This window comes from Streptacidiphilus sp. ASG 303 (assembly GCF_020991365.1).
GTDB lineage: Bacteria > Actinomycetota > Actinomycetes > Streptomycetales > Streptomycetaceae > Peterkaempfera.
Map to the genome: position 1 here is coordinate 142,820 of NZ_JAJLRA010000004.1, position 26,398 is coordinate 169,217.

A 26,398-nucleotide genomic window follows, 5' to 3' on the forward strand; every position below is an offset into this window, starting at 1 on the left:
TCCCCTGCCGGTGGTCCCCTCGCGGGCCGCCCCTGCGTCCCCTGTCCGCGGCCTCCGGCCGTCAGTCCTTCGCCGGTGCGCCGAGCCACGCGGTGAGGGCGGCCCGGACGTCCGCCGCGGACGGCCGCTCGGCGGCCCAGGCGGCGTAGCCGTCGGGCCGGACGAGCAGGGCGGCGCCCGGGTCCCCGGCCGGTGCGGCGGCCACGACCCGTCCGCCCCAGGGCGCCGCGGCCCCGGCCGGGCCGCCGACCAGGGCGAACCGGCCGCCGCGCAGGGCCTCGTACAGCCGCCCGGGCGCCCCCGCCCCGTCCGCCGTCAGGCGCAGGTCGGGGATGCGGCGCCCCGCGAGCCGGTGGGCGCCCCGCGGCGCCGGGTACGCGATGCCCAGCCCGGACACCGTGAGCGCGGCCCGGCGGGTCAGCGGGCCGAGGCCGCCGAGGCGCCCGGCGGCGGTCCGTGCGGCGCGGGTGAGGGGGCTCCGGCCGGTGGCGACCCGGACGAGCGCGCCGGAGGTGCGCAGCACGGCGGCGCCGACGGGGTGGCGCTCGGCCTGGTAGGTGTCGAGCAGCCCGTCGGGGGCGTGGCCGTGGACGGCGGCGGCGAGCTTCCAGCCGAGGTTGGCGGCGTCCTGGAGGCCGGTGTTCATGCCCTGGCCGCCCGCGGGGGAGTGGCAGTGGGCGGCGTCGCCGGCGAGCAGCACCCGCCCGCTGCGGTAGGCCGGGACCTGGCGCTCGTCGCTGTGGAAGCGGGAGGTCCAGCGGGGGTCGTGCATGCCGAAGTCGTCGCCGAGGGTGCGCCGCAGGAGGTCCCGGAGCCCGTCGGGGTCGACGGGTGCGTCGTCGGGCGGCTGCCGGGCCCGGTCCCAGGCGATGACCCGGTACCAGCCGTCGCCGAACGGGGCGAGGAAGCCGAAGCCGGCGCCGGTCGCGCCGACGGTGAGGACCTCGTCCGGGGTGCGGTCGAGACGCACGTCGGCCAGCATCACCGAGCGGACCGCCGAGACGCCGGGGTAGGGCAGGCCGAGCAGCCGCCGCACCGTGCTGTGCACGCCGTCGGTGCCGACCGCGTACCGGGCCCGGTGGACGGCCACTCGCCCGCTGTCGCCGCCGCCGTCGCCGTCGTCGCCGTCGTGCCGGACGTCCAGCTCGACGCCGTCGGCGTCCTGGCGCAGGCCGACGACCTCGGCGCCGCGCAGGATGCGGACCCCGGCGGCCTCGGCGCGGCGGCGGAGCACCTCCTCGGTGCGGTACTGGGGGGTGACCAGGACGAACGGGAAGCGGGTCCGCAGGCGGGAGAGGTCGATGCGGAGCCGGCCGAAGGCGCGCAGCGAGGGGAGCCGGGCGCCCTCGGCGAGGAGGTCGTCCGCGACGCCGCGGGCGTCGAGCTCCTCCAGGGTCCTCGCGTGCACGGCGAAGGCGCGGGTGAGGTTCGACTCCGCGGAGCGGCGCTCCAGCACGGTGGTGCGGACGCCCGCCTCGGCGAGGTCGCCCGCGAGCAGCAGGCCGGTCGGTCCCGCGCCGACCACGAGCACGTCGGCGGTGGTGCCGGTGGTGTCCGTGCTGCCGGTGGTCTCCGTGCTGCCCGTGGTTCCGGTGTGGTGCCGCATGACCGCCCCCTGGAGGCCGCGGACCGCCGGGCCCGCGTATTCAACGTCTGTTGAATTAACGGTAGGGCGCCGTCCGGGGTCCGTCAACCACCCGCCGGCCGGCGCGGCGCACCGGGCCGCCGTACTTCTCAGGAAGCTCTCAGACCCGTGTCATCCCGGCCCCATCCGCGCCCGCGAGCCTCGCTGCCATGAGCCAGACAGCGACCCGCGGCCAGGACCGGCCCCCCGCCCCCGGCGCGACCCCCGCCCCCGGCGCGACCCCCGCCCCCGACGCGCCCCCGCCCCCCGGGGCGGCTCCCCCCGGCGCGGTCCCCTCCGGCGCCGTCACGACCAGGCTGGTCGAGGTGGTCGTCCCCGTGCACAACGAGGAGCACGTGCTGGAGCGCAGCGTCCGCCGCCTGCACGCCTACCTCGCCGAGACCTTCCCGTACCGGTTCCGGATCACCGTCGCCGACAACGCCTCCACCGACGGCACCTGGCGGGCCGCCGCCGCCCTCGCCGCGGAGCTGCCCGGGGTGGAGGCCGTCCACCTGGACCTGAAGGGGCGCGGCCGGGCGCTGCGCCACGTGTGGGGCGCCAGCGACGCCGACGTCGTCGCGTACATGGACGTGGACCTCTCCACCGGCCTGGAGGCGTTCCTGCCGCTGGTCGCCCCGCTCCTCTCCGGCCACAGCGACCTGGCGATCGGCAGCCGGCTGCACCGGGGCTCGGCGGTGGTGCGCGGTCCCCGGCGGGAGTTCGTGTCGCGCACCTACAACGTGCTGCTGAGGGCGACCATGGCGGCGAAGTTCTCCGACGCCCAGTGCGGTTTCAAGGCGGGCCGGGCCGACGTCGTCCGGGCGCTGCTGGCCGAGGTGGAGGACGAGGCCTGGTTCTTCGACACCGAGCTGCTGCTGCTCGCGGAGCGGTCCGGGCTGCGCATCCACGAGGTGCCGGTGGACTGGGTGGACGACCCCGACAGCCGGGTGGACGTCGTCCGCACGGCGGTCGACGACCTGAAGGGGATGGCGCGGGTGGCCCGCCGCTCGCTGTCGGGCGCGGCCCGGCTGCCGGTGCCGCCGCGCGTGCGGGCGGCGAGGATGCCGCCGGGCCTTCCCTGGCAGCTGGCGAGCTTCGCCGTCGTGGGGGCGCTCTCCACCCTGGCGTACGCCCTGCTGTACCTGGCGCTGCGTCAGGCCGTTCCCGCGCTGGCCGCCAACGCGCTGGCGCTCGCCGCCACCGCCGTCGCCAACACCGCCGCCAACCGCCGCTTCACCTTCGGCGTCACCGGCACCCGGGACGCGCTGCGCCACCAGGTCGAGGGCGGCGTCGCCTTCCTGGTCGGCCTCGCGCTGAGCAGCGCCGCCGTCGCCGCGGTGGGCGCGGCCGCGCCCGGCGCCTCCCACGGGGTGGAGCTGGGCGCCCTGGTGGCGGCCAACGCGCTCGCCACCCTGCTGCGGTTCGTGCTGATGCGGGTGTGGGTCTTCCACCCGCGCCGCGACGCCCGGCGCCGTTCCTGACGTTGCGTCAGTGTGCGGCGCCGGGCGGCCGGGTCAGACGTGCCGGCGGACCTGCACCGTGCGGAACCGGTCGGCGACGAACGCGGCGTCGCAGTACGCCGCGTTCGCCGCCGGGTTGGCGCCAGTGCCGTGCAGGTCGGAGAAGGCCGCGGTCTGGTTCGCGTACACCCCGCCCGTCAGGTTGAGCGAGAGCGAGACCCCCGCGTCCAGGCAGGCGTCGACCAGCGCCGCCTCCACCTCCTCGGAGGTGGTCCACGCCGCGGCCGTCATGGCGCCCTTCTCCTTCACCGTGCGGCGCAGCAGCTCCACGGCGTCGGCGGCGGAGTCGACCGCGACCACGAAGGAGACCGGGCCGAAGCACTCGCCGAGGAACGCCGCGGCGTCGTCCGGCTTGGCGGCGTCGGCCCTGACCAGCGCCGGGGTGCGCACCACCGCGTCGGGGAAGTCGGGCACGGCCACCTCGCGCGGGGCGAGGGCCAGCTCGCCGTACGCGCCCTCGGCGGCCCGGCCGATGCGCTCGGCCACGCCCGGGTTGACCACCGCGCCGAGGATCGCGGCCGCGCGGGCGTCGTCGCCGAGCAGCTTCCCGACCGCGGCCGCCAGGTCGGCGACGACCTCGTCGAAGGACCGGTGGCCCTGGTCGGTGTCGATGCCGCCGCGCGGGACCAGCAGGTTCTGCGGGGTGGTGCACATCTGGCCGCTGTAGAGGGAGAGCGAGAAGGCGAGGTTGCCGAGCATCCCGGCGTAGTCGTCGGTGGACTCCAGGACGGCGGTGTTGACGCCGGCCTTCTCGGTGTAGACGCGGGCCTGGACGGCGTTGGCCTCCAGCCACTCGCCGAAGGCGCTGGAGCCGGTGTAGTCGACGATCCGCACCTCGGGGTGGACGGCCAGGGTCTTGGCCAGGCCCTCGCCCTCCCGCTCGGCGGCGAGGACGACCGTGTTCGGGTCGAAGCCGGCCTCGGCGAGCACCTCGCGGGCGATGCGGACGGTGAGCGCCAGCGGCAGCACGGCCCGCGGGTGCGGCTTGACGACCACCGGGTTGCCGGTGGCCAGCGAGGCGAACAGGCCGGGGTAGCCGTTCCAGGTGGGGAAGGTGTTGCAGCCCACCAGCAGGGCGACGCCGCGCGGCACGGCGGTGGAGGTCTTCTCCATCACCAGCGGGTCGCGCCTGCCCTGCGGCTTGGTCCAGCGGGCCTGCCGGGGCAGCCGGGTCTGCTCGGCGTACGCGTGGGCCACCGCCTCCAGGCCGCGGTCCTGGGCGTGCGGGCCGCCGGCCTGGAAGGCCATGCCGTAGGCCTGGCCGGTGGTGTGCATCACGGCCTGGGCGAACTCGTGGGACCGGGCGTTGATCCGGGCCAGGACCTCCAGGCAGACGGCCGCCCGGGCGAGCGGACCGGCGGCGGCCCAGCCGGGAAGGGCCGCGCGGGCGGCGGCGACCAGCGCCTCCGAGTCCGCGTGCGGGTAGGTGATGCCGAGCTGCGGCCCGTACGGGGACGTCTCGCCGCCCGCCTCGCCGTCGGTGCCGGGCTGGTCCAGCTCGAAGGGCCTGCCGAGGAGCGCGTCGAAGGCGGCCTTCCCGTCGGCGGCCGCGGTCTCGCCGTACGCCTTGGGGAACTCCGGGTAGGGCGACCAGTAGTCCCGGGCGGCGAGCGCGGCGGTCGCCTTGTCGAGGGTCTCCCGGTGCCGTTCGACCAGTCCGGCGAGGGCCGGGCCGGCCGGCTCGGGGCTGCGGTCCGCTGCTGCCATGGTGTGCGCTCCTCTGCTGGGAGGGTGGGGGCGGAGCTTGTCCGCGCCTCAGCGTAACCGAATGATCGGTCGGTACAAGAGGGGCCGCGGCGCGGATCCCGGCGGATCGCGGCGGATCCCGACGTCCGGGCGGAGGAGCCCGCGCCGCCGGTGGATACTCGTGTCCATGGTCGCCAACACGCCGCCCGCCGCCGCCCGCCGCGACAGCTACACCGTCGAGTCGCTGCTCGCGGTCACCGTCGAGGTCTTCAACACCCGCGGCTACGACGGCACGTCGATGGAGGACCTCTCCCGCGCGGCCGGCATCTCCAAGTCGTCGATCTACCACCACGTGCGCGGCAAGGAGGAGCTGCTGCGCCTCGCCGTCGGCCGGGCGCTGGACGGCCTCTTCGCGATCCTCGACGAGCCGGGGGCGCTGGAGGGGCGGCCCGTCGAGCGGCTGGAGCACGTGGTGCGCCGCACCGCCGAGGTGCTCCTCGCGGAACTGCCGTACGTGACGCTGCTGCTGCGGGTGCGCGGCAACACCGCCGCCGAGCAGTGGGCGCTGGGGCGGCGGCGCGAGTTCGACCACCGGGTCGCGGAGCTGGTGCGGGCCGCGGCGGACGACGGAGACCTGCGCGGCGACGTGGCGCCCCGGCTGGCGACCCGGCTCCTCTTCGGCATGATCAACTCGATCGTGGAGTGGTACCACCCGGTCGGCGGACCGCAGGCCGGGACCCCCGGGGACGGCGACGACGCCGCCGACCGCATCGTGGAGGCCGTGGTCCGGCTCGCCTTCGGCGGTCTACGCAGCAAGGGCTGAGGCCCGGGCCCGGGGCGCCGCCGCGCGACGGCCCGGGGCCCCGGCCCCCGGCCCCCGGCACGTCGCGCGGCCGCCCGCCCGGTGCGCCGGTCCGGACCGTCCGCCCGGTCTGCCGGTCCGGACCGCCGGTCCGGACCGCCCCCTCAGTCCGGCAGCTCCGGCGCCTGGTCGGTCTCGTCGAAGACCAGCAGCGTCTGGGTGCCCAGCACCGCGGGCAGGCTCTGGATGCGCCCCAGCACCAGCTCGCGCAGCGCCCGGTTGTCCACCGTGTGCACCAGCAGCAGCACGTCGAACTCCCCGCTCACCAGGGCGATGTGCTCCACGCCCGGCAGGGCCAGCAGCTGTTCGCGCACCGTGCGCCAGGAGTTCTGCACGATCTTCAGCGTGACGTAGGCGGAGGCGCCGTGCCCGGCCCGCTCGTGGTCGACCCGGGCGGTGAAGCCGCGGATCACCCCGTCCTCCACCATCCGCGCGATCCGGGCGTAGGCGTTCGCCCGGGACACGTGGACCCGTTCGGCGACCGACCGTATCGACGCCCGGCCGTCCCGCTGCAGCAGCCGCAGGATGGCGCGGTCGATCCGGTCCAGTCCCCTGCCGCCCGCCCCGGCGGCGCCGTTCCCGGCGGCCGCGGGCGGGCCGGGCGCCCCGCGCTCCGGCTGCGGGTCGTGGTGCGGGCCCCCCGGGGCCCCTCCCCTGCGCTCCGGAGCCGTACCGCCGGCTCCGGCCATCTGTTCAGCGGGCATGTCCCACTGCCCTCCCGATATGGACGTCCTGCCCCCAGTCGACCGCCTGCTCGGCCGTTTGTCCACCACTTGCGCAGCTCTGTGGCCAAAGTGAACACACGACCGAACAATCGGTAGGGAAGAAGGCGTGACCTGCGCCACTCGCGGCAGCCGCCGTCCCTCCGGCACCACAGATGCCCCCCGCGTGACCTCCCCACCCCCATGGAGGTGCTCGAAGATGACCGTCCTGGACCAGCAGCCGGACGCCGCCGGCCCCGGCCGGCCGCACCCCGCGCCGCCCCCGTGGCACCCCGGCGCGCAGGCCCCCCGCACCGACCCGGCGCCGCTCCTGCCCGACCCGGCGCCGGTGCGCGCCCTCGGCACCCCCGCCGCCTCCTCCCTCGACCCGGAGCTGCTGCGCGGCCTGTACCGGCGCCTGGTCGCGGGCCGCCGGTACAACCAGCAGGCCACCACCCTCACCAAGCAGGGCCGGCTCGCCGTCTACCCCGCCTCCACCGGCCAGGAGGCCTGCGAGGTCGCCGCCGCGGCCGTGCTCCGCGAGGACGACTGGCTCTTCCCCAGCTACCGCGACACCCTCGCCGTCGTCTCCCGCGGTGTGGACCCCCTGGAGGCGCTGACCCTCCTGCGCGGCGACGCCCACAGCGGCTGGGACCCGGTCCGGTGGCGCACCGCCCCCCTCTCCACCCCCCTCGCCACCCAGCTCCCGCACGCCGTCGGCCTCGCCCACGCCGCCCGGCTGCGCGGCGACGACGTGGTCGCCCTCGCCATGGTCGGCGACGGCGGCACCAGCGAGGGCGACTTCCACGAGGCGCTCAACTTCGCCGCGGTGCTGAACGCCCCCGTCGTCTTCCTCGTGCAGAACAACGGCTACGCCATCTCCGTGCCGCTCGCCAAGCAGTCCGCCGCGCCCAGCCTCGCCCACAAGGCCGTCGGCTACGGCGTCCCCGGCCGCCTGGTCGACGGCAACGACGCCGCCGCCGTCCACACCGTCCTCGCCGAGGCCGTCGAGCACGCCCGCTCCGGCCGCGGCCCCGTGCTGGTGGAGGCCGTCACCTACCGCCTCGACCCGCACACCAACGCCGACGACGCCGGCCGCTACCGCGGCGACGACGAGGTCGCCGCCTGGCGCGCGCACGACCCGGTCGCCCTGATGGAGCGCCACCTCCGCGACGCCGGGCTGCTCGACGACGAGGCGGTGCGGCAGGCCGCCGACGCCGCCGAGGAGCTGGCCGCCCGGATGCGCGAGGAGTTCCACGCGGAGCCGAAGCTCGACCCGATGTCCCTCTTCGCCCACGTCTACGCCGAACCCACCCCCCAGCTGCGCGAGCAGGCCGACCAGCTCGCCGCCGAACTCGACGCCGAGGCAGTGGCCCGATGACGACCGCCCCGACCGCCGCCGGAACCGCGCCCGCGCCCGCCGCCCCCGCGGCCACCATGGCGCAGGCCTTCAACACCGCGCTGCGGCACGCCCTGCGCGACGACCCCTCCGTCCACGTCCTCGGCGAGGACGTCGGCACCCTCGGCGGCGTCTTCCGCATCACCGACGGCCTGGCCGCCGAGTTCGGCGACGACCGCTGCACCGACACCCCCCTCGCCGAGGCCGGCATCCTCGGCACCGCCGTGGGCATGGCCATGTACGGGCTGCGGCCCGTCGTCGAGATGCAGTTCGACGCCTTCGCCTACCCGGCCTTCGAGCAGCTCGTCTCGCACGTCGCCAAGATGCGCAACCGCACCGCCGGGCGGATGCCGCTGCCGATCACGATCCGCATCCCCTACGGCGGCGGCATCGGCGGCGTCGAGCACCACAGCGACTCCTCCGAGGCGTACTACGTCCACACCCCCGGCCTGCACGTCGTCACCCCCGCCACGGTCGGGGACGCCTACGGGCTGCTGCGGGCCGCCATCGCCTCCGACGACCCGGTCGTGGTGCTGGAGCCCAAGCGCCTGTACTGGTCCAAGGCCGCCTGGAACCCCGAGGCCCCCGCCGCCGTGGAGCCCCTCGGCCGCGCGGTGCTGCGCCGGCCCGGGACCTCGGCCGTGCTGATCACCTACGGCCCCTCCCTCCCCGTGTGCCTGGAGGCCGCCGAGGCCGCCGCCGCCGAGGGCTGGGACGTCGGCGTCCTCGACCTGCGCAGCCTCGTCCCGTTCGACGACGCGACGGTCTGCGAGGTCGTCCGCGGCGTCGGCCGGGCCGTGGTCGTCCACGAGGCGTCCGGCTTCGCCGGGGTGGGCGCGGAGATCGCCGCCCGCGTCACCGAGCGCTGCTTCCACCACCTGGAGGCGCCGGTGCTGCGCGTCACCGGCTTCGACATCCCGTACCCGCCGCCGATGCTGGAGCGCCACCACCTGCCCGGGGTGGACCGCATCCTCGACGCGCTGGCCCGCCTGCAGTGGGAGGACTGAACCGATGCCCGTGGTGCGCGAGTTCACCCTGCCCGACCTGGGCGAGGGGCTGACCGGGGCCGAGATCATCCGGTGGATGGTGGAGGTCGGCGAGGTCGTCGCCGTCGACCAGCCGGTGGTCGAGGTCGAGACCGCCAAGGCCTCCGTCGAGGTGCCGTGCCCGTACGGGGGCGTGGTCACCGCCCGCTTCGGCGAGCCCGGCGAGGAGGTGCCCGTGGGGGCGCCGCTCGTCACCGTGGCGGTCGCCGCACCGGAGGGCGGCTCCTCCTCCCCCTCCGCGAACGGCTCGTCCGGCAGCGGGTCGTCGGGCAGCGGCTCCGGGGCGAACGGCTCCGGCAACGTCCTGGTCGGCTACGGCACCGCCGGGGGGCACGGCGGGCCCCGGCGCCGCCGGGTCCGCCCGGCCGCGCCCGCGGCGCCCGTACGGACGGCGGCGCTCCCGGCCCCGGCCCCGGCCGCGCCGCCCGCCGCGCCCGCGCGCAGCGGTCCGGTCCCGGTGATCTCGCCGCTGGTCCGCCGCACCGCCCGCGAGCACGGCATCGACCTCGCCACCCTCACCGGCAGCGGGCCCGACGGCCTCATCCTGCGCGCCGACGTGGCCCGTGCCGTGGCCGCCGCGCAGTCCCCGGCCGCCCCCGCCGCCTCCGGCCCCGCCTCCGCCTCCGGCGACGGCGACGAGGTCGTCCCGCTGCGCGGCCTGCGCCGCACGGTCGCCGAGAAGCTGTCCCGCAGCCGCCGGGAGATCCCCGACGCCACCTGCTGGGTCGACGCCGACGCCACGGAACTGCTGGCCCTCAAGGACCGGCTGGCCACCGGCGCCGGACCGCGGATCGGCCTGCTGCCGCTGCTCGCCCGCATCTGCACCGCCGCCCTCGCCCGCCATCCCGACCTCAACGCGAGCGTGGTCACCGACCCCGACGGCACCCCGACCGCGATCCGCCGCCACCGCGCCGTCCACCTGGGCTTCGCGGCGCAGACCGGGCGCGGCCTGGTCGTGCCGGTGGTCCGCGACGCCCACCGGATGACCACGGAGCAGCTCGCCGCCGAGATGGCCCGGCTGACCGCGGCCGCCCGCGAGGGCACCCTCACCCCGGCCGAGCTCACCGGCGGCACCTTCACCCTCAACAACTACGGCGTCTTCGGCGTCGACGGCTCCACCCCGATCGTCAACCACCCCGAGGCCGCCATGCTCGGTGTGGGCCGGGTCGCCGCCAAGCCGTGGGTGCACGGCGGGGAGCTGGCCGTCCGGCAGGTCACCCAGCTCTCCTTCACCTTCGACCACCGGGTCTGCGACGGCGGAACGGCCGGCGGCTTCCTGCGGTTCGTCGCCGACTGCGTCGAGCAGCCGGGGGAGCTGCTGCGCCACCTCTGAGGCCGCCTCCCGGGGCGTCCCCCGGGACCCGTCCCGGGCATCCCTCCTCTCCGGCTGGCGTTGACGCCGACGTCAAGGTCTACCGTCGGTGCGACGGCACAGCCGGAGAGGAGCGGCCGATGCGGATCGGGGAGCTCGCGGCGCGGGCGGGCACGTCCACCCGCACGCTGCGGTACTACGAGTCGCGCGGACTGATCGGCTCGCGGCGCGCCGTCAACGGGTACCGCGAGTACGACGAGGACGACCTGCGGCAGGTGCGGGAGATCCGCGCCCTGCTGGACTTCGGCTTCGGCCTGGAGGAGACCCGGCCGTTCGTGGAGTGCCTGCGGGCGGGCCACGACGCGGGCGACGCCTGCCCGGCGTCGCTGGAGGTCTACCGGCGCAAGCTGGCCGAGCTGGACGCCTGCATCGACCGCCTCCGGGACGTCCGGGAGCGGCTGCGCCGCCAGCTGGCCGTGGCCGACTCCGCCCACGCGGCACCCGAGCCCCGGTGCGGACTCGCTCCGCACCCGGGCGACTGAGGACGACGGGCCGACGACGGGAGCGGGACATGGTGCACGTGAAGGCAGGGCACGGGACAGCTGGGCACGGGACAGCTGGGCACGGGACGGTTGGGCACGGGGCGGCGGGGGCGGTGCAGGACGCCGTCCGGACGGTGGTGGACGCGGACTTCGCCGCCGAGGTGCTGGGGTCGGACCTTCCGGTGCTGGTGGAGTTCACGGCGGCCTGGTGCGCGCCGTGCCGGATGATGGCGCCGGTCCTGACGGAGATCGCCGGCGAGGAGGCGGGCCGGCTGCGGGTGGCGGTCCTGGACGTGGACGAGAACCCGGAGACCACGGCGGCGTACGGGGTGCTGTCGATGCCCACGCTCATGGTGTTCCGCGGCGGTGAGCCGGTGCGGTCGCTGGTGGGCGCCCGCCCGAAGCGGCGCCTGCTCCAGGAGCTCGCCGACGTGCTGTGAGCGGACGGCGCGGGGGCGGTCCGGCGCTCCGCCGGGCCGCCCCCGCGCGTGCGTGCGGCCGGGGGCGGCGGCCCGTCCGGGCGACGGTGTGCCGGGACGGCGGTGCACCGGGACGGCGGTGCGGACAGGCCGGGCGCTCCCCGGCCCGGCCGGTCGGCGGGGGCGTCCGCGGCGTGAGGGTAGCGCGCGGAACGTGTGTGCGCCGCAATCTTCCCGCTATTTGTCCGATCAGCTGCGCGGCATGTAAGGCTACGGCACCGGCTGGAATTCCCCCGGACCACTCAGGGGCGTTTTCTGAATTCCGCCGATCGGAACTGGTCAGAATCGAAGAATTGTTTCTGCATTTCGGAGTCGAGGCCGATCATGGAAGCTCTGACGACCGAGCCGCCGCAGCCGGGTCGAGGACAGCCGGACGAGGAGCGGGCAGCCGCGCGGCCCAGGGGGGCCGCCGCCCCGGTCCTGGTACGCGCGGGCGTGGGCTCCACGGCGCCGGCCGCCGTCCCGGGCCTCACCCCGGCCGCCCCCCGGGAGTCGCTGACCGTCATCGAGCTGGCGCCCCCGCCCCCGGCCGCGTCCCCGGCCCCCGCCGTCCCGCCCGCGCCCGCCGTGCCCCCGGCGCTCCCCGCCGCGTCCGCCGCCCAGGCCGCACCGCCCCTCCCCGCCGCCCCTCCGGCGGCCGGACCGCCGCCCCGGCCGCCCGTACCGCCGGCCCCGCCCGCCCCCGTCGTGCCGCCGCCCCCGGCCGTGCTCCCGTCCGCCGCCATCCCCGCGCCGGCCCTCCCGCAGCCCCCCACCCCCGTGCCGCCGACCCCCGTGCCGCCGCCTCCCGCGCCCACCGCCCCGGCCGCACCGGCCCTGGTCCACGCCCGGACCGCCGTCCGGCCCCCCATCGAGCCCTTCATCACCCGCGCCCCCGGCCTCAACTGGTCCGGCCCCGGCGACAACTGGAGCCGCGCCTGGGGCACCCCCGTCCTCCCCGCCGCCGCGGCGCCCCCCGCGCCCGGTGCGGCGCTGCCCGCCCTCCGCCCCGCGGCGGCCCGGCCCGCGGGCGCCCCCACCCCCCGCGACCTCGACCTCGTCCACGCCTCGCTCGCCGCCCTCGAACCCGTCGCCGAGCGCGCCACCGCCCACTTCTACGCCCTGCTCTTCCTCCACCGGCCCGAACTGCGGTCGCTCTTCCCCGCCGCCATGGACGTGCAGCGCGACCGCCTCTTCCGGGCCCTGCTCACCGCCGCCCGCTGCGCCGGCGACCCGGCGGCCCTGGCCCGGTACCTGCACCCCCTCGGCCGCAGCCACCGCCGGTACGGCGCCGCCGCCCAGCACTACGAACCGTTCGGCGCGTGCCTCCTCGCCGCCGTCTCCCGCTACTGCGGCAACCGGTGGGACGCCGAGACCGAGGAGGCCTGGCGCCGGGTGTACGCGCTGATCTCGCACACCATGGCCGAGGGCGCCCGGGAGGCCGCCGCCGCCCCCTCCTGGTGGCACGGCGAGATCGTCGCCCACGAGCAGCGCACCCCCGAGGTCGCGGTCCTCACCGTCCGCCCCGACCAGCCCTACCCCTACCGCGCCGGGCAGTACGCCGCCGTCGAGACGCCCTGGTGGCCCCGGGTGTGGCGCCCCTACTCCCTCGCCTGCGCACCCCGCCCCGACGGGCTGCTCTCCTTCCACGTCAAGGCCGTGCCGGCCGGCTGGGTCAGCAACGCCCTCGTCCACCGCGCCCGGCCCGGCGACGTGCTGCGCCTCGGACCGGCCGAGGGTGGCATGGTCCTCGACCACGGGGCCCCCGGCCGCCTGCTCTGCCTCGGCGGCGGCACCGGCATCGCCCCCGTCCGGGCCCTGGTGGAGGAGGTCGCCGAGCGCGGCTCCGGCGACCGGGAGGTCCAGGTCTTCTACGGCGCCCGCCGCAACGAGGAGCTGTACGAGCTGCAGCCGCTGCTCCGCCTCGCCCGGCAGCACCCGTGGCTCACCGTGCACCCGGTGGTCTCCGACCAGCGCACCCCGGGCACGGCGGGGTCGCTGCCCGACGTGGTGCAGAGCCGCGGACCGTGGGCCGGGTACGACGCCTACCTCAGCGGACCGCCCGCGATGGTCCGCCGCAGCGTCGACGTCCTGCTGCGCTCGGGGGTGCCCGGCGACCGCATCCGGCACGACCTGGGCGCCGCCGCGGGCGCCTGACCCCGGGCCCGCCGCCAGGGGAGGCGCCCGGGCCGGCCGGTCGCGTCCGGGCGTCAGCCCAGGTCGGGTGCGAGCAGCGCCCGCACGCCCTCGATGTTCGCCGCCAGGTAGGCCCGCAGCGACGGCGGCACCACGTTCACCGAGGTCACGCCCTCCCGCGTGAACGGCAGCCGGACCACCTCGTACGCGCCGGCCGGCCGCTCGACCTCGGGGCCGTGGCGGCGCGCCGGGTCCATCGACTCCAGCCGGCAGACGAAGAAGTGCTGGACCTTGACCCCGTCCCCGGCCTCGCCCCCGTCGCCGGCGGGCGCGCCGTCCGCCGCGGCCGCGCGCACGGGGTCGCAGCCGCAGTCCGCGCCGCCCGGGGGGACGCCGTGCGGGACGGTGTCGACGAAGGCGGGCACCACGTCGGAGACCTTGCCCCCGACCTCCTCGTCCACCTCCCGGTGCAGCGCGTCCACCACGCTGCGGTCGCCGGGCTCCACGCCTCCGCCCGGGGTGACCCAGTAGGGCGTGCACCCCGGCCGGGTGCGCTTGATCAGGACGATCTCCGCGGGCCCGCCCGGGTCCGCCGGGTCGAGGTCGAGCAGGATGGCGCGGGCGGTGCGCTTCACCACAGGGCGGTGGGCTGCGGAGCCCATGGTCACCTCCGGGCGGCCCCGGTGCGGCGGGGCGGGTCGGGCACGGGCGGGTTCTGCCGGCTGCCGGGGATTCTGCCGCGGACCGCGGACGGCGAAACCCGAACGGACGAGCGGGCTCCGCATGCGGGGACGGCCGCCGCGGGAGCGGCCGCCGGGCCTCACCAGCGGGCCGAGGCCGCGAGGAGCCGGGAGTGGGCCCGGGCGACGGCGGGCCGGTCGAGCGTGCCGGCGCGCACCACGAGGAAGAAGGTCCGCAGCGGCGCCATCGGCGGCTCCAGCAGCACCCGCAGCGTCCCGGCCGCCAGGTCGGGGCCGCACAGGTGCCGGGGCAGCACCGCGATGCCGGCGCCCTCCCGGGCCGCGTTGAGCACGGCCCGCAGGTCGGGCGCGACCAGGGCCGCCGGTACGCCCGGACCGGTGTCGAAGACCGTCGACCAGTACGGCGTGACGAACGGCAGCTCCTCCCCGCAGTCCAGCAGCGGGAGCCGCTCCAGCTCCGCCACCGCCGCCAGGGCCGCCGTCCCCTGCCACGCCGGTCCCCGCCACGCCGGTCCCCGCCCGGCCCATCCCTGGGCCGTCGCCCCCTGCCCGGCCGCTCCCTGCCCGGCCCATCCCTGGGCCGTCGCCCTCTGCCCGGCCGCCCCCTGCCCGGCCGCTCCCTGCACGGCCGGTCCCTGCACGGCCGCCGCCCGGGCCCACCGCTCCGCGCCCACCAGCACGTGCTCCTCGTCGTACAGCGGCACGGCGTGGAAGAGGCGGCCGCGCGGCAGCGAGGTGGTGACGGCCAGGTCGTGGGTCGCCGCGGCCAGCCCCGCCAGGGCCTCGTCCCCGTCGGCGGCGGCCAGGCGCACCGCCAGCCCGTCGGCGACCAGGCCGGCGAGGGCCGGGAGCACGTGGGTGGCGCAGAACTCGGCGGGGCCGGCGAGGTGCAGCGTGCGGGCGGCGGGCCCGTCCGCCCCCTGGCCGGTGATCTCGCCCAGCGCGTCCAGGTGGGGGGCGACCCGGTGGGCGAGCTCGTCGGCGACCCCGGTGGGCGCCACCCCGCGCGGCTGGCGGAGGAAGAGGGGGCGGCCGAGCTGGCGTTCGAGGGACCGGATCTGTCCGGTGACGGCGGGCTGGGAGAGCCCCAGCAGCTGGGCGGCGCGGGTGATCGACCCTGCCCGGTGGACCGTGAGGAAGGTCCGGAGCAGCGCCAGGTCCACTGCCGCCCACCTCCCCTCCCGGACGCGACGGCTGACCGATGCATCATCAGGGGCACCGCACGCCGGGAGAAGTGCGCGCGCGGCCGGGGCCGCAGAATGACCGAAACCGGGTGCCTGGCCGACCGGGGGCGTCCGCACCGCGAAACATAAATATGTCGATAGCTCCGCTGCCGGACGGTGATTGGACACCACCGGGCAGCCGACTACCTTTGTTCCCGTCGTTCCCCGTGCGCCGGACGGCGCTGGACAGGGGGTCGGGGAACGGCGCGCGGGCGGCTGGAGCCACGAGGGGGGAGGCTCCAACCGCCCGCTGCACCGCGTGCCCGGCGGGGCCGGGCCGCCGCGGCCCGGCCGTCGCGGATCAGTCGTCGCCGAAGGCCAGGTTCAGCCCCCAGGACACGATGCTGATGATCAGCGATCCGAGCAGCGCCGACCAGAAGCCCTCCACGTGGAAGTCGAGCTCCAGCTGGTCCGAGGCCCACGACGTCAGCCAGAGCATCAGCGCGTTGATCACGAAGGTGATCAGTCCGAGGGTGAGGACGAACAGCGGCAGCGACAGCAGCCGCACCAGCGGCTTGATCAGCCCGTTCACGAGGCCGAAGACCAGCGCCACCAGCACCGCGGTGAGGATCTTCTGCCCGGTCGAGCCGCCGGAGAGGACGATCCCGTCCACGATCCAGGCCGCGACCCAGATGGCGGCGGCGTTGATCAGCGTCTTGACGACGAAACTCTTCATGGCGGTGATCGTTGCAGCAGAGGCGCCCCACCGGAAGCTCCACGCGCCCGGCGCTGGTGTTGAATACCCCCTTGTGAAGCTCTTCCGGCTGGACGACCTGGACGCCGAACGCGCCGCCCACCAGGGCGCCTACCTGCGCTTCCTCCGGGAGCGCCACATGTCGGCCGGCCTCTACGCCCTCTCGCCGGGCGACACCGACACCCAGCGGCCGCACGAGCAGGACGAGGTCTACGTCGTCGTCAGCGGCCGGGCCTGCCTCACGGTCGGCGACGAGACCGCCGTCGTCGCCCGCGGCTGCGTCGTCCACGTGCCCGCCGGCGTCCCGCACCGCTTCCACCACATCACCGAGGAGCTGCGGGTCCTGGTGGTCTTCTCCCCGCCCGAGGACTGACCCGGCCCCTGTCGGCGCCCGCCTGCCCGCAGTCGGCCGGGCCGTTCCGGCCGACGACCGCACCGGCCCGGCCGCACGGTCCACGACCGCACCGGCCCTCGACCGCACAGTCCACGACCGAACAGTCCACGACCGCACCGGCCCGACCGCACGGTCCACGACCGAACAGGACCCCCATGGCAGCGCAGCACCCCGCCCCCGCCGACCGGAGGCAGTCCTTCACCGAGCAGCTCTGGGCGGCCGCCGAACCGGTCTACGCGGCCGTCCTCGACCACCCCTTCCTCGCCGGCCTCACCGACGGCACTCTGCCGCACGCCGCCTTCCGCCACTTCGTCGTGCAGGACTCCCACTACCTCCGCGACTACGCCCGCGCCCTGGCGGTGTGCGCGGCCAAGGCCCCCACCGAGGAGGACGTGCGGGCGCTCGCCGAGGACGCGGTCGGCGCCGTCGCCGCCGAGCAGTCGATGCACGCCGACTTCATGGCCGCCCTCGGCTCCGACGCCGCCCGGGCCGCCGCCGAACCCGTCCTGCCCACCACCCGCGCCTACACCAGCTACCTGCTCGCCACCGCGTACGGCGGCTCCTTCGCGGAGGCCCTCGCCGCCGTGCTGCCCTGCTACTGGATCTACGCCCGGGTCGGCGAGCGCCTCCTCGCCGCCTCCTCGCCGGACCCGCTCTACGCCCGCTGGATCGCCGTCTATGGCGACGAGGCGTTCCAGGGCGTCGTGCGCCGGGTGCTGGCCCTCGCCGACCGGGTGGGGGAGGGGCTCTCCGACGCCGAGCGGGAGCGCGCGGCCGCGCACTTCACCACGACCGCCCGGTACGAGTGGATGTTCTGGGACGCCGCCTGGCGCGGCGAGTCCTGGCCGGTCTGAGACCCGCCCCCCGGGCCGCCGGCGCCCCTCCCCGGGGTCGTCCCCGAGGCGCCGGGTCAGGGGTCCCTCCGGGTCTTCTCCGGGCTGCGGGCCCTCGTTCCGGCAGCTCGGCGCCCGTACGATCGAAGAGTCCAGGGAGGACGGGACACGGCGTCGCAGGGAGCCGGTCCGAGGGGAGAGAAGGTAACGGACATGGCCGAGTTCTGGAAGTCGCTGCCCGGCTGGGTGCGCAACGTCGTGGTCCCGATCATCGTCCTGGTCGTGGCCTGGAAGGTCCTGTGGGCCGTGCTCGGGGCGGTCCTCGGCCTGCTGTCGTTCCTGGTGTCGGCCCTGGTGCTGGTGGGCATCGCCGCCGCCGTGGTGATCCTGGTCAAGAAGGCCGTCAAGAGCTAGCGGGGGGGCGACGGCCCGGCGCCCGCACACCTGCGCGGTGTGCGGGCGCCGTCGTGTGCGCGGTGCGGTCCGCGGCGGGCGCCCGGCCCGCCGCGGACCGCGGACGGGTCAGTGCCTCCGCGGCTCCCCGCCGTCCACCGGAACCGCCTGCGCCGGCACCGGCCGGCCCTCCTCCGGCGCGCCCGTCGCGGCCGGGGAGCCGTTCAGGGAGCCCAGCAGCTGCCGGGCCAGTCCCAGCCCCGTGCCGCCCATGGTGAGCGCCTTGGCGAGCAGCTCCGACACCCCGTCGGCGCCGTTCAGCACCACCATGTGGTCGACGCTGCCGAACGCCCCCGCCGCGGCGGCGACGATCTCCGGCCAGTCCTCGGCGAGCTGCTGGGCGACCACGGCCTCCTGGTTCTCCGCCAGCGCCGCCGCCCGCGCCTTGATCGCCTCGGCCTCGGCGAGGCCCTTGGCCTGGGCCGCCTCCGCCTCGGCGAGGCCCTTGGCCCGGGACGACGCCGCCTCCGCCTCACCGGTGGCCCGGGTGGCCTCGGCCGCGGCCAGGCCGCGCGCCCGGGTGGCCTCCGCCTCGGCGGCCGCCGCGGTCTTGACGCGGGTGGCCTCGGCGGCCGCCCGCAGCTCCGTCTCCTGGGCCTGCGCCTGCGCGGCGGAGATCCGGGCGTCGCGCTCCGCCTCCGCCAGGGTGCGGGTCTGGTAGGCCTTGGCGTCGGCGGGCTTGCGCACGTCCGCCTGGAGCTGCTGCTCGCGCCGCTTCGCCTCCAGCTCCGCCACCCGGGTCTCCTGGACGACGACCTCCTGGCGGGCCGCGGCGTCCGCGAGCGGACCGGCCTGCCGGGACTCCGCCGAGGCCTTGTCCCGCTCGGCCTGGTAGCCGGCCTGCTGGATCTCGCTGTTGCGGACGGCCTCCGCCTTGCGGGCGGCGGCCTCCTGCTCGGCCTCGGTCGCCGCCCGGTCGGCGGCGGCCTGCGCGATCCGCGCGTCCCGCTGCACCGCGGCGGCGTGCGGTGCGGCGAGGTTCTTGATGTACCCGGTCGGGTCCAGGATCTCCTGGATCTGCAGCGAGTCGATGATCAGGCCGAGCTTCTCCATCTCGGTGCCCGACGCGGCCCGGGTCTCCCCGGTCAGCCGGTCCCGGTCGCGGATCATGTCCTCGACCGTCAGACCGCCCACGATGGACCGCAGGTGGCCGGCGAAGACGTTGTGCACCCGCTGGCTCATCTGCTTCTGCTGGTCCAGGAAGCGGCGGGCGGCGTTGGCGATCGACACCATGTCGTCGCCCACCTTGAAGATGACCACGCCGCGCACCCGCACCGGGATGCCCTGGCCGGTCACGCACTCCACGTCCAGGTCGGCCTCGTTGAGGTCGAGCGACAGCTTGCGCACCGCCTGCACGCCCGGCATCACCAGGGTGCCGCGCCCGGTGACGATCCGGAAACCCATGCCCTCGCCCAGGCCCTCGGTCTTGTGCTTCGAGCCCGAGATGACCAGTGCCTCGTTCGGCTCGGCCACCCGCCACATCAGCTTGAAGATCCCGACCACGAGCGCGAGAGCTGCGACGGCCACAGCCGCCACGACGCCGACGACCATCGGCGCATCCCCCCTTCGAACCGTCCGCGCCCGTGGCTGCACGGTCGGCAGGGACGCGCGGGACGCGGCGGCGAGAGCGAGTGTGCGCCTGCGGCGGAGCAGTTGGGAAGCGCTTCCGCGAAGTCCAGAGGATCTCTTGAGGAACGGTCAGCCGTAGGCGGGCGCCACGTACACCGTCCGCGGCGGCTGGTACTCGACGACCACCACCTGCGTGCCCACGGCGATCCGCTCCCCCGGGTCGGCGGGCAGGGCCAGGAACGCCTCCGCGCCGCCCCGGACGGCCACCATCACCTCGCCGACCAGCCCCGGACCCACCGTCCCCGTCACCCGGCCCTGCAGCCCCACCATCCGGACCACCCCCTGCGACGAGGGTAGGGCCTGCGGCCCCGTCCGGCGCCTGTGGTGCCCGGGCCGCAGCCCGCGCCGGGGGCGTTCGAGCCGGTCCCCCGGGGGCCCGGTCCCCGGCGGGGAGGAGGCGCGCGCCGGGCGTCGACCCTCCCCGCCGGGGGCGGTGTTCCACGTGGAACATCACCCCCGGCGGTGCGCTGCCCGACCGGCTGTCACAGAGGTCACAGCGGTCCCGGCGGTCCCGGCGGTCCCGGCGGTGCGCTCTCCGCTCAGGCGGCCGCCGCCTCCAGGACGTCCGCCACCGCGCAGGCGACGTTGTCCGGACCGCCGCGGCGCACGGCCAGGTCCACCAGCTCGTCGGCCGCCCGGTCCGCGTCGGGTGCGCCGGTCAGTACACGGCGCAGCTCGCCCTCGGCCACCACCGTGGACAGGCCGTCGGAGCAGAGCAGGTAGCGGTCCCCGGCGCGGGCCGCGTGGAGCGACAGGTCGGGCCGGGGGTCGCCGGTCCCCGTCAGCGCGCGGACCAGCAGCGCGCGCTGCGGGTGGGAGGCGGCCTCCTCCGGGGTGAGGCGCTCCTCGTCCACCAGCGACTGCACGTGGGTGTGGTCATGGGTGACCAGGAACAGTCCGCCGTCGCGCAGCAGGTAGGCGCGGGTGTCGCCGATGTGGACCAGCGCCAGTTCCGAACCGGACCAGAGCACGGCGGTGAGCGTGGTGCCCAGCCCCTCCAGGCCGGGGTCGGCGGCCGCCAGCGCGCGCAGCTCCGCGTCGGCGCGCCGGACGGCCTCCGCCAGTCCGCCCAGCAGGTCGCCCTCGGGCAGCCCGTCCTCGAACGGCCTGAGGGCCCCGACGGCGGCGGCGCTCGCCAGGCCGCCGCCCCGGGCGCCCATGCCGTCGGCGACGGCGGCCAGGCGGCGGCCGGCGTAGGCGGTGTCCTGGTTGCTCGCGCGGACCAGGCCCCGGTGGGAGCGGGCGGCGAGGCGGACGGTCAGCGGGGTGTGCGTGTCGGCCACGGTGGTGGTCCTTCCCGACAGGTGGTCGACGAGGAAGGCGGCGATCCCCTGCCGGGCCGCGGTGTCGGCGGCGACCTGCTCCCAGTACGCGGCCACCTCGCGGGCGGCCGCGGCGGGCTCCAGGTCGCACACGGTGCGGATGCGGGCCAGCGGCATGCCGAGCCGCCGCAGCCACGCCACCAGCCGGGCGCGCTCCAGCTGCTCCGGGCGGTAGAGCCGGTACCCGGAGGCGGGGTCGACGTGCGCGGGCGGCAGCAGGCCGAGTCCGTCGTACAGGCGCAGCGCCTTGGGTGACAGCCGCGCCGCCCTGGCGAACGCCCCGATCGTCATCAGCTCCATCACGCCCTCCTCGTGCCGGGCGGGCCGCCCGGTGCGCCCGATGCTCCGGCCTGCCCCAGGGGCAGGGTCAACACGGAGGCGGGGCCGTCCCGCGAGGTGTGGCCGTCCCGGGAGGCGGGGCCGTCCCGGGAGGCGGGGCCGCCGGGTCAGGCGCGGCCGCGGCCGGTCCCGCCGCCGTCGGTCCCGTCGTAGTCGGGGCTGGTGAAGTCCGGTGAGGTGAAGTCGGGGCCGGTGAAGTCCGGGCCGGCGAAGTCGGGGGAGGAGAACTCGGGGGAGGAGAAGCTGGGCCGGGAGTAGTCGGGCGAGGAGAAGGGCGCCCGGCCGGGCGCGTCCCCGCGGACCCGCCCCGGGGTGGGCTCCGGGCCGGGGCTGGTGAAGCCGGGGCTGGTGAAGCCGAGCCGGGGGCGCTCGCGGACCAGGCTGACGCCGCCGGGGGCCGCAGCCCCGGGACCGGACCCGGGACCGGCCGCGCGTTCGGCGGGCCCGTCGTACCCGGCGCTCCCCGGGGCCCCGGCGGGCGCCTCGGGCCCGCCGGGCGCGCCGTCCAGGACGGACAGCAGGTAGGGCACCACGCCGCGGTCCCGGAGCGCCGTCCGCCAGGCGTCCTTCGCGCCCGCCAGCTCGGCGTACAGCTCCGGGTCCTGGCCGTCCGGCGGGGTCGAGCCGTCCCGCAGGGCGGTGAGCAGCAGGCCGACGATCCCGGCGACCATGGCGACGGCGCCGACCGCGAGGGAGACCCAGCCGGCGGTGACCAGCGACCGGGCGAACGCCAGGCCCGGGTCGGCGGCGCGCAGGCCGTAGCCGAGCAGCAGGAAGATGAGGGCGGCGGCCCAGGCGAGGATCGGCGCGAGCACGCCCATCACCGGCACGGCCCCGGCCCCGGCCCCGTCCGCCCCCGCGCCGCGGCCGTCCGCCGGGCCCCCGGCCCCGCCGCGCGGCGCGGCGGCGGACTCGCGGACCCGGTCGCGCAGGGCGGTGTAGAGGCCGTACTCGCCGGCGGCCGCGTCGGCGACGCCGGCCGCGGCGGCGAGCGCCCGGGTGCGCAGCTGCTCGGCGTTGAGCGGCGCGCCGGGGGTCCGGAGCGCGTGGCGGACGGCGTCGGTGTGCAGCGCCTCGTCCAGGACCCGTTCGAAGTCGGGCCGGTCCTCGGGCCGCAGGTGCGGAGCGGTGTTCAATCTGGCCCCCGGTTGCTCCGTCGGTCCGTCAGGAGGGTGGGTGGTCCGCCCGTCGCGGTGTCCCGCCCGTCGCGGTGTCCCGGGGGACGCGGTGCGGGCGCGGTGCGCCGCGGACCGGTGTGCGGCGGTCGCCCCGGGGACGGGTGGTCCGCCGGGGTCTCGACGGGTGTCTCGATGGTAGGGCCGGGGACTGACGGGTTGACAGCCTGTTTCAGGAACTTCGGGCCCCGTCGGGCGGAATCATCCGCTCCGCTCCTCCGCCCGGTGCAGCGGGAGCCGGGCGACGAGCAGCCTGCCGTCCATGGTGACGCCGCCGTCCATGGCGACGGCGAGGTCGTCGGCGTAGACGTGCGGTCCGGTGATCCGGTCCGGCGCGCCGCCGTCCTCGGCGTGGGCGTCGCCGGTGAGGTAGGGGATGGGGCTGTGGCCGTGGACGACGCGCTCCCCGCCGTAGGCGCCGAGGAGCTCCTCCACCGCGAGGGGCCCGGCCTCGCCGCGGAAGGCGAACCGCTTGGTGAAGCGGCGGAAGCACTCCCACCACTCGTCGGCGTCGTCGGAGGCGAGCAGCTCGTGGACGGTGTCGTTGACCTCGTCGACGGAGGCGCCGTACTCCAGGTAGGCCGTGGTGTCGGAGTGCAGCAGCAGGTGGCCGTCCTCGACGGTGAGGGCGGGCAGCCGGGAGAGCCAGCTGACGTGGTGCGGCTCCAGGCGGTCCATGTCCTGCTGCTGGCCGCCGTTGAGGCGCCACGCGGCGAGGAAGGACGCGGTTCCGGCGCCGGACTGCACGGGGTCGGCCCCCCAGCGGTGGGCGCCGAGCAGCAGCAGTTCGTGGTTGCCCATCAGGGCGCGGCAGTAGCCGCCCGCGGCGGCGGCCTCGGCGGCGAGCTGCATCACCAGGTCGATGACGCCGATGCCGTCCGGGCCGCGGTCGGTGAAGTCGCCGAGGAACCAGACCCGGGCGCGGCCGGCCGTCCAGTGCCCCTCGTCGTCGACGAGGCCCTGCTCCCGCAGGGCGGCGAGGAGCTCGTCGAGGTAGCCGTGGACGTCGCCGACGACGTAGAGCGGGCCGGTGCCGGTGTCGGCGCCGTCCCGGTCGGGCCCGGCGGCCGCCGCGGGCCCGCCGCCGAGGGGGACGGCGCCGAGCGGGGCACCCAGGTCGAGGGTCGGCGGGTCGGCGGGGGGCGCCTCGCCGAGGACCGCCCCGGCCGGGCGCGCGCCCGCACCGGCGCCGGTCTCGAACCAGCCCCGGACGGACGGGGGCGCGGGGTCCTCCACGCGGAGGGAGGCGGCGACGGGACCGCCGTGCCCGGGACCGCCGTGCTCCGGACCGCCGTGCTCCGGACCGCCGTGCTCCGGACCGCCGGGCTCCGCCCACGGCCGCTGCGGACCGCCGTGGACGCCGCCCTCGTGCCCGTACGCCAGGGGGTCGAGGGCCATGCGGGCGCGGGGGCCTGTCTCGGGCAGCTCAGGCCCGGGGAAGCGGTCCTCGGGTGTCATCCGCCCATCATAGGAAGACGGGTATCCCGGCGTCCGCACCTGGGCCGCATCCGTGGGCCCCGGCTTGCGGTGCCGTCCGGAGCGGCGGACCGGTTCGTCCGGTACGGGCGTTTGGCCGGAATCCCTGCCGGACGTGGCTCAGCCCTCGTCCGGCGTGCGGGGCGGGCTGACGGTGGTGCGGGGGCTGCGGCGCTGCGAGGACGCCCGGACGATCAGTTCGGTGGGCATGAGCCGTCCGGGCGGCTGCCCGGCCGTTCCGTCCGCGCGGCGCCCTCCGGGCTGCTGTCCGCGCACCCCCTCGATGGCGTCGATCAGCAGGTTGACCACGGTGGTGCCGATGTTCCGCGGCTTGAGGGAGAGCGTGGTGATGGGCGGCTCGGTGGCGGCGTACACGTCGCTCTCGCTGCAGCAGACCAGCAGCAGGTCCTCGGGCACGCGCAGCCCGTACCGGCGTGCGGCGGCCAGCAGGTCGGTGCCGTTGGGGTCGAAGAGTCCGTACACGGCGTCGGGCCGGTCGGGGCGGGCCAGCAGCCGGTCCGCGGCGACGGCGCCCGCGGCGGGGTCGTGCGCCGGGTAGGTCTCGTGGACGGGCTCCTGGCCGATCTTGGCGCACCACGAGAGGTACGCCTCGGTGCTCAGCCGGGTGTAGGTGTCGGTGCTGGTGCCGGTGAGGAGGCCGATGCGGCGGGCGCCGGCCCCGGACAGGTGGTCGAGGATGCCGAGCACGGCGGCCTCGTGGTCGTTGTCCACCCACGCGGTGACGGGGCAGTTGCCGGGCTTGCCGTCGCTCACCACGGGCACGCCCTGGCGGTGCAGCTCGGCCACGAGCGGGTCGTGGTCGGAGGGGTCGATGACGACCGTGCCGTCGAGGGCGACGTTGCCCCAGACGTCGTGCCGGGAGGAGGCGGGGAGCACCACGAGGGCGTAGCCGCGGTTGAGCGCCGCCGAGGTGGCCGCGCGGGCCATCTCGGCGAAGTAGGCGAACTCGGTGAAGGTGAAGGGCTCCTCGCCGTAGGTGGTCACGGTGAGTCCGAGCAGGCCGGACCGGCCCGTCCGCAGGGTGCGGGCGGCGGCGGACGGGCGGTAGCCCAGCCGCTCGGCGACCTCGCGCACCCGGGTGCGGGTCTCCTCGGGCAGGCGGCCCTTGCCGTTCAGGGCGTCGGAGACGGTGGTGATCGACACGCCGGCCGCGGCGGCGACGTCCCGGATCCCGGCGCGTTCCAGCCGCCGGGGGCGGGGAGGCCGACGGCCGCTCTGGTTGGCTGCTGCTGTCATGGCGGACCGATCGTATGGCGCGCCACCACCGATGGTGAGCAGACCGTCACAAAGCGTTGGAGATAGGTTTCTCCATGAACGCAAACGTCACTCTTCCTTCGAAGAGTGATGCCTGCGCCCCGTCCCGCCTGCGACTTGTGCCGTCCCGGGTGCCGCGACCACCGGAGGGCCGTTTCCGCGCCACGACCGCATCCCACCCGCACGGGTGAATTCCGCGGGGGCGGCTCGTAAGGTGTTTCCCGACCGGACGGTCGGGCGCGACGCCCGGCGGCCGCGGTCGGGTGTGGACGAGCGAGCGGAGGACACGACGGTGAGCGGCACGGCTGCACAGGGCCCCCGGCTTCGGCCGGAGCTGGACGGCATTCCCACCTACAAGCCGGGACGCCCGGCCACCGGTGCGGACGGCGCGCCGGCCTACAAGCTCTCCTCCAACGAGAACCCCTACGACCCGCTGCCGGGCGTCCTGGAGGCGGTCACCGGCGCGGCCGCCCGCTTCCACCGCTACCCGGACATGGCCTGCGCGGAGCTGACCGCGGAGCTCGCCGAGCGGTTCGGCGTGCCCGCCGGGCACATCGCCACCGGCACCGGCTCGGTCGGCGTCGCCCAGTCGCTGCTGCAGTCGACGGCCGGCCCGGGCGACGAGGTGGTCTACGCCTGGCGCTCCTTCGAGGCGTACCCGATCATCACGCGGATCAGCGGCGCCACCGCCGTCCCCGTGCCGCTGACGCCGGGCGACGTCCACGACCTCGACGCCATGGCCGACGCGGTCACCGACCGCACCCGGCTCGTCTTCGTCTGCAACCCCAACAACCCGACCGGCACCGCCGTGCGCCGCGCCGAGCTGGAGCGCTTCCTCGACCGGGTGCCGGGCGACGTGCTGGTGGTCCTCGACGAGGCGTACCGGGAGTTCATCCGCGACCCCGAGGTGCCCGACGGCGTCGACCTCTACCGCGACCGGCCCAACGTCTGCGTGCTGCGCACCTTCTCCAAGGCCTACGGCCTGGCCGGGCTGCGGGTCGGCTTCGCGATCGCCCACGAGCCGGTGGCGGCGGCGCTGCGCAAGACCGCGGTGCCGTTCGGCGTCAGCCAGCTCGCCCAGGACGCCGCGGTGGCCTCGCTGCGCGCCGAGGACGCGCTGATGGCCCGGGTCGACGCGCTGGTGGCGGAGCGGGCCCGGGTCGCGGAGGCGCTGGCCTCCCAGGGCTGGACGGTGCCGGAGTCGCAGGCCAACTTCGTGTGGCTGCGGCTCGGCGACCGGACCCTCGACTTCGCCGCGGCGTGCGAGGCGGCCGGTGTCGTGGTGCGGCCGTTCGCCGGGGAGGGCGTGCGGGTCACCGTCGGCGAGACCGAGGCGAACGACCTCTTCCTCCAGGCCGCCGAGGCGTTCCGCAAGGAGCTCTGACCCGCGGCCGGGCCCGCACCCGCCGAGGGGCCCGGACGTGTAGCCGGGCCCGCACCCGCCGAGAGGCCCGGACGTGCAGCCGGGCCCGCACCCGCCGAGAGGCCCGGACGACGTCGAGGGGCCCGCACCGCGCCGGCCGCGCGGTGCGGGCCCCTCCGCATGCCCGTACGTCCGCATGCCCGCACGTCCGCACGTCTGCACGGCGCGTGTGTCC

General features: G+C 76.8%; 24 protein-coding genes. 12 read left to right on the plus strand and 12 right to left on the minus strand.

The features are described from left to right. Positions 1 to 61: 61 nt before the first annotated feature. Positions 62 to 1,606 (minus strand): FAD-dependent monooxygenase, encoded by a 1,545-nt coding sequence (locus tag LO771_RS07465; RefSeq protein WP_230649181.1) that lies wholly within the window; start codon positions 1,604 to 1,606, stop codon positions 62 to 64. 188 nt (positions 1,607 to 1,794) lie between these two features. Here LO771_RS07465 and LO771_RS07470 point away from each other — a divergent pair, with 188 nt between their 5' ends. Beyond that, positions 1,795 to 3,105, plus strand: a complete 1,311-nt coding sequence (locus LO771_RS07470; RefSeq protein ID WP_308188854.1) for a glycosyltransferase family 2 protein — start codon at positions 1,795 to 1,797, stop codon at positions 3,103 to 3,105. Positions 3,106 to 3,138: 33 nt separating this feature from the next. On the opposite strand, the gene paaN is transcribed toward LO771_RS07470, so the two are convergent. Next, positions 3,139 to 4,851 (minus strand): phenylacetic acid degradation protein PaaN, encoded by a 1,713-nt coding sequence (gene paaN, locus LO771_RS07475; protein WP_230649182.1) that lies wholly within the window; start codon positions 4,849 to 4,851, stop codon positions 3,139 to 3,141. Between the two features lie 166 nt (positions 4,852 to 5,017). On the opposite strand from paaN, the gene LO771_RS07480 reads away from it, so the two are divergent. Beyond that, positions 5,018 to 5,653, plus strand: coding sequence for a TetR/AcrR family transcriptional regulator (locus LO771_RS07480; RefSeq protein WP_230649183.1), 636 nt, complete (start codon positions 5,018 to 5,020; stop codon positions 5,651 to 5,653). 143 nt (positions 5,654 to 5,796) lie between these two features. Here the strand turns inward: LO771_RS07480 and LO771_RS07485 are convergent, their stop codons facing one another. Next, positions 5,797 to 6,396: an Lrp/AsnC family transcriptional regulator gene (locus tag LO771_RS07485; protein ID WP_230649184.1), complete on the minus strand. Its 600-nt coding sequence runs from the start codon at positions 6,394 to 6,396 to the stop codon at positions 5,797 to 5,799. A 217-nt stretch (positions 6,397 to 6,613) separates the two neighbouring features. On the opposite strand from LO771_RS07485, the gene pdhA reads away from it, so the two are divergent. The 6 genes from pdhA to LO771_RS07515 all read left to right on the plus strand — a co-directional run bounded on the left by pdhA (position 6,614) and on the right by LO771_RS07515 (position 13,307). Continuing rightward, positions 6,614 to 7,774 carry a pyruvate dehydrogenase (acetyl-transferring) E1 component subunit alpha gene (gene pdhA, locus LO771_RS07490; RefSeq protein ID WP_230649185.1) on the plus strand — a complete coding sequence of 387 codons (1,161 nt, stop codon included), beginning with the start codon at positions 6,614 to 6,616 and terminating at the stop codon, positions 7,772 to 7,774. Then, positions 7,771 to 8,799, plus strand: coding sequence for an alpha-ketoacid dehydrogenase subunit beta (locus LO771_RS07495; protein WP_230649186.1), 1,029 nt, complete (start codon positions 7,771 to 7,773; stop codon positions 8,797 to 8,799). The genes pdhA and LO771_RS07495 overlap by 4 nt, the downstream gene beginning before the upstream one ends. A gap of 4 nt (positions 8,800 to 8,803) precedes the next feature. Next, positions 8,804 to 10,171 carry a dihydrolipoamide acetyltransferase family protein gene (locus LO771_RS07500; RefSeq protein ID WP_230649187.1) on the plus strand — a complete coding sequence of 456 codons (1,368 nt, stop codon included), beginning with the start codon at positions 8,804 to 8,806 and terminating at the stop codon, positions 10,169 to 10,171. A gap of 119 nt (positions 10,172 to 10,290) precedes the next feature. Further along, complete coding sequence (locus LO771_RS07505) at positions 10,291 to 10,692, plus strand: MerR family transcriptional regulator (RefSeq protein WP_230649188.1); 402 nt, start codon at positions 10,291 to 10,293, stop codon at positions 10,690 to 10,692. A 113-nt stretch (positions 10,693 to 10,805) separates the two neighbouring features. Then, positions 10,806 to 11,132 carry a thioredoxin gene (trxA, locus tag LO771_RS07510; RefSeq protein WP_230649189.1) on the plus strand — a complete coding sequence of 109 codons (327 nt, stop codon included), beginning with the start codon at positions 10,806 to 10,808 and terminating at the stop codon, positions 11,130 to 11,132. A gap of 363 nt (positions 11,133 to 11,495) precedes the next feature. Further along, the gene (locus LO771_RS07515) at positions 11,496 to 13,307 is read left to right on the plus strand and encodes a globin domain-containing protein (protein ID WP_255743917.1); all 1,812 of its coding nucleotides are present in this window, start codon (positions 11,496 to 11,498) and stop codon (positions 13,305 to 13,307) included. A gap of 53 nt (positions 13,308 to 13,360) precedes the next feature. On the opposite strand, the gene LO771_RS07520 is transcribed toward LO771_RS07515, so the two are convergent. The 3 genes from LO771_RS07520 to LO771_RS07530 all read right to left on the minus strand — a co-directional run bounded on the left by LO771_RS07520 (position 13,361) and on the right by LO771_RS07530 (position 15,886). Then, positions 13,361 to 13,948 (minus strand): NUDIX domain-containing protein, encoded by a 588-nt coding sequence (locus tag LO771_RS07520; protein WP_230649190.1) that lies wholly within the window; start codon positions 13,946 to 13,948, stop codon positions 13,361 to 13,363. Between the two features lie 158 nt (positions 13,949 to 14,106). Then, entirely contained in the window at positions 14,107 to 15,150 is a 1,044-nt protein-coding gene (locus tag LO771_RS07525; protein WP_230649191.1) for a LysR family transcriptional regulator, read from the minus strand. Positions 15,151 to 15,511: 361 nt separating this feature from the next. After that, the gene (locus LO771_RS07530; protein WP_230649192.1) at positions 15,512 to 15,886 is read right to left on the minus strand and encodes a phage holin family protein; all 375 of its coding nucleotides are present in this window, start codon (positions 15,884 to 15,886) and stop codon (positions 15,512 to 15,514) included. Between the two features lie 73 nt (positions 15,887 to 15,959). On the opposite strand from LO771_RS07530, the gene LO771_RS07535 reads away from it, so the two are divergent. The 3 genes from LO771_RS07535 (at position 15,960) to LO771_RS07545 (ending at position 17,545) form a co-directional block, all read left to right on the plus strand. Continuing rightward, entirely contained in the window at positions 15,960 to 16,277 is a 318-nt protein-coding gene (locus tag LO771_RS07535) for a cupin domain-containing protein (protein ID WP_230649486.1), read from the plus strand. Positions 16,278 to 16,453: 176 nt separating this feature from the next. After that, entirely contained in the window at positions 16,454 to 17,152 is a 699-nt protein-coding gene (gene tenA, locus LO771_RS07540) for a thiaminase II (protein WP_230649193.1), read from the plus strand. 192 nt (positions 17,153 to 17,344) lie between these two features. After that, complete coding sequence (locus LO771_RS07545; protein WP_230649194.1) at positions 17,345 to 17,545, plus strand: DUF5326 family protein; 201 nt, start codon at positions 17,345 to 17,347, stop codon at positions 17,543 to 17,545. Between the two features lie 108 nt (positions 17,546 to 17,653). On the opposite strand, the gene LO771_RS07550 is transcribed toward LO771_RS07545, so the two are convergent. The 6 genes from LO771_RS07550 to LO771_RS07575 all read right to left on the minus strand — a co-directional run bounded on the left by LO771_RS07550 (position 17,654) and on the right by LO771_RS07575 (position 24,782). Then, on the minus strand, positions 17,654 to 19,135 hold the full coding sequence (locus LO771_RS07550) for a flotillin family protein (RefSeq protein ID WP_230649195.1): 1,482 nt from the start codon (positions 19,133 to 19,135) through the stop codon (positions 17,654 to 17,656). A 147-nt stretch (positions 19,136 to 19,282) separates the two neighbouring features. After that, positions 19,283 to 19,483: a hypothetical protein gene (locus LO771_RS07555; protein WP_230649196.1), complete on the minus strand. Its 201-nt coding sequence runs from the start codon at positions 19,481 to 19,483 to the stop codon at positions 19,283 to 19,285. A 269-nt stretch (positions 19,484 to 19,752) separates the two neighbouring features. Then, a complete protein-coding gene (locus LO771_RS07560) occupies positions 19,753 to 20,835 on the minus strand; it encodes a MerR family transcriptional regulator (RefSeq protein WP_230649197.1) in 1,083 nt (360 codons plus the stop codon). Positions 20,836 to 20,981: 146 nt separating this feature from the next. Continuing rightward, on the minus strand, positions 20,982 to 22,010 hold the full coding sequence (locus tag LO771_RS07565; RefSeq protein WP_230649198.1) for a hypothetical protein: 1,029 nt from the start codon (positions 22,008 to 22,010) through the stop codon (positions 20,982 to 20,984). A 240-nt stretch (positions 22,011 to 22,250) separates the two neighbouring features. Further along, a complete protein-coding gene (locus tag LO771_RS07570) occupies positions 22,251 to 23,507 on the minus strand; it encodes a metallophosphoesterase (protein ID WP_304944771.1) in 1,257 nt (418 codons plus the stop codon). Positions 23,508 to 23,645: 138 nt separating this feature from the next. After that, positions 23,646 to 24,782, minus strand: coding sequence for a LacI family DNA-binding transcriptional regulator (locus LO771_RS07575; RefSeq protein ID WP_230649199.1), 1,137 nt, complete (start codon positions 24,780 to 24,782; stop codon positions 23,646 to 23,648). Positions 24,783 to 25,092: 310 nt separating this feature from the next. On the opposite strand from LO771_RS07575, the gene hisC reads away from it, so the two are divergent. After that, a complete protein-coding gene (gene hisC / locus LO771_RS07580) occupies positions 25,093 to 26,184 on the plus strand; it encodes a histidinol-phosphate transaminase (protein WP_230649200.1) in 1,092 nt (363 codons plus the stop codon). Positions 26,185 to 26,398 lie beyond the last annotated feature (214 nt).

Excerpts from the sequence above, each read along its gene's own strand:
- LO771_RS07465 (WP_230649181.1), bottom strand. The coding sequence starts at position 1,606 with ATGCGGCACCACACCGGAACCACGGGCAGCACGGAGACCACCGGCAGC.
- LO771_RS07470 (WP_308188854.1), top strand. The coding sequence starts at position 1,795 with ATGAGCCAGACAGCGACCCGCGGCCAGGACCGGCCCCCCGCCCCCGGC.
- paaN (WP_230649182.1), bottom strand. The coding sequence starts at position 4,851 with ATGGCAGCAGCGGACCGCAGCCCCGAGCCGGCCGGCCCGGCCCTCGCC.
- LO771_RS07480 (WP_230649183.1), top strand. The coding sequence starts at position 5,018 with ATGGTCGCCAACACGCCGCCCGCCGCCGCCCGCCGCGACAGCTACACC.
- LO771_RS07485 (WP_230649184.1), bottom strand. The coding sequence starts at position 6,396 with ATGCCCGCTGAACAGATGGCCGGAGCCGGCGGTACGGCTCCGGAGCGC.
- pdhA (WP_230649185.1), top strand. The coding sequence starts at position 6,614 with ATGACCGTCCTGGACCAGCAGCCGGACGCCGCCGGCCCCGGCCGGCCG.
- LO771_RS07495 (WP_230649186.1), top strand. The coding sequence starts at position 7,771 with ATGACGACCGCCCCGACCGCCGCCGGAACCGCGCCCGCGCCCGCCGCC.
- LO771_RS07500 (WP_230649187.1), top strand. The coding sequence starts at position 8,804 with ATGCCCGTGGTGCGCGAGTTCACCCTGCCCGACCTGGGCGAGGGGCTG.
- LO771_RS07505 (WP_230649188.1), top strand. The coding sequence starts at position 10,291 with ATGCGGATCGGGGAGCTCGCGGCGCGGGCGGGCACGTCCACCCGCACG.
- LO771_RS07515 (WP_255743917.1), top strand. The coding sequence starts at position 11,496 with ATGGAAGCTCTGACGACCGAGCCGCCGCAGCCGGGTCGAGGACAGCCG.
- LO771_RS07520 (WP_230649190.1), bottom strand. The coding sequence starts at position 13,948 with ATGGGCTCCGCAGCCCACCGCCCTGTGGTGAAGCGCACCGCCCGCGCC.
- LO771_RS07530 (WP_230649192.1), bottom strand. The coding sequence starts at position 15,886 with ATGAAGAGTTTCGTCGTCAAGACGCTGATCAACGCCGCCGCCATCTGG.
- tenA (WP_230649193.1), top strand. The coding sequence starts at position 16,454 with ATGGCAGCGCAGCACCCCGCCCCCGCCGACCGGAGGCAGTCCTTCACC.
- LO771_RS07545 (WP_230649194.1), top strand. The coding sequence starts at position 17,345 with ATGGCCGAGTTCTGGAAGTCGCTGCCCGGCTGGGTGCGCAACGTCGTG.
- LO771_RS07550 (WP_230649195.1), bottom strand. The coding sequence starts at position 19,135 with ATGGTCGTCGGCGTCGTGGCGGCTGTGGCCGTCGCAGCTCTCGCGCTC.
- LO771_RS07555 (WP_230649196.1), bottom strand. The coding sequence starts at position 19,483 with ATGGTGGGGCTGCAGGGCCGGGTGACGGGGACGGTGGGTCCGGGGCTG.
- LO771_RS07560 (WP_230649197.1), bottom strand. The coding sequence starts at position 20,835 with ATGGAGCTGATGACGATCGGGGCGTTCGCCAGGGCGGCGCGGCTGTCA.
- LO771_RS07570 (WP_304944771.1), bottom strand. The coding sequence starts at position 23,507 with ATGACACCCGAGGACCGCTTCCCCGGGCCTGAGCTGCCCGAGACAGGC.
- LO771_RS07575 (WP_230649199.1), bottom strand. The coding sequence starts at position 24,782 with ATGACAGCAGCAGCCAACCAGAGCGGCCGTCGGCCTCCCCGCCCCCGG.